This window comes from Flavobacterium sp. Sd200 (assembly GCF_009826935.1).
Classification (GTDB): Bacteria; Bacteroidota; Bacteroidia; order Flavobacteriales; family Flavobacteriaceae; genus Flavobacterium.
The window spans coordinates 1-908 of the sequence record NZ_WUMN01000031.1 but is presented as its reverse complement, the minus strand read 5'-3'; the positions used below and the strand labels follow the sequence as shown (position 1 = coordinate 908).

The window sequence follows — 908 nt, the reverse complement described above, 5'->3', positions numbered from 1 at the left end:
TCAGCACCTTCAACAAACCTAAAAATCCAGGTTTGCGGCGATTGCCACCTGCTGAATTTCGGAGGCTTTGCAACCCCAGAAAGGAAACTGGTTTTCGACATTAACGATTTTGACGAGACGTCAACGGCGCCTTGGGAATGGGACGTAAAACGCCTTGCCGCAAGCTTTGCCATTGCTGGTCGCGACAAGGGCTTTACCGACCTCCAATGTAGTGAAGCTGCCTGGACAGCGGTAAACAGCTATCGGAAGCATATGGCAGAATATGCCGAAATGTCGGCGCTTCAGATATGGTACGCGCAGATAAGCCTGAAGGAACTGATACACTCAGGCAAAATCAAGGAGATGAAACAGTTTGACCCCAAGGAAATTAAAAAAGCCATCAAGCGAATACCCCATCAAAAAGAATTTGCCAAGCTGACCCACAACAAACAGGGGCATCCTGTGATTAAAGACAACCCGCCCCTGATTTTTCACGTCCCAAAAGAAAAGCAGGCTGGTTTCTTTGCCGAAGCGGAAAATGCTTATTGTAGGTACCTGCGCTCGCTTTCCCATGATAAAAAGACATTGCTGAGCCGCTACAAGATACAAGATGTAGCCATGAAGGTGGTTGGCGTGGGCAGCGTGGGTACGTTTTGCGGCGTACTGCTGCTAATGTCTGCGACGGGTGATCCGCTGTTCCTGCAATTTAAGGAGGCACACCAAAGTGTGCTGGAACCCTATGCAGGGAAAAGTAAGTTTAAATATCATGGACAGCGGGTGGTGGCAGGCCAGAAACTCATACAGTCGGCCACCGATATTTTTTTGGGATGGACAACGGATGTTGCCGGCAGGCAGTTTTACATACGCCAGCTGCGCGATGCCAAGGTAAAGCCATCGCTGGATACCATGGACCATGATATTTTCCTGCG

At 49.4% G+C, this 908-nt stretch carries 1 protein-coding gene; it reads left to right on the top strand.

The annotated features are described in order from the left end of the window. A partial coding sequence (locus GR160_RS19245; protein ID WP_160751520.1) for a DUF2252 domain-containing protein occupies window positions 1-908 on the top strand: 908 nt, incomplete at both ends.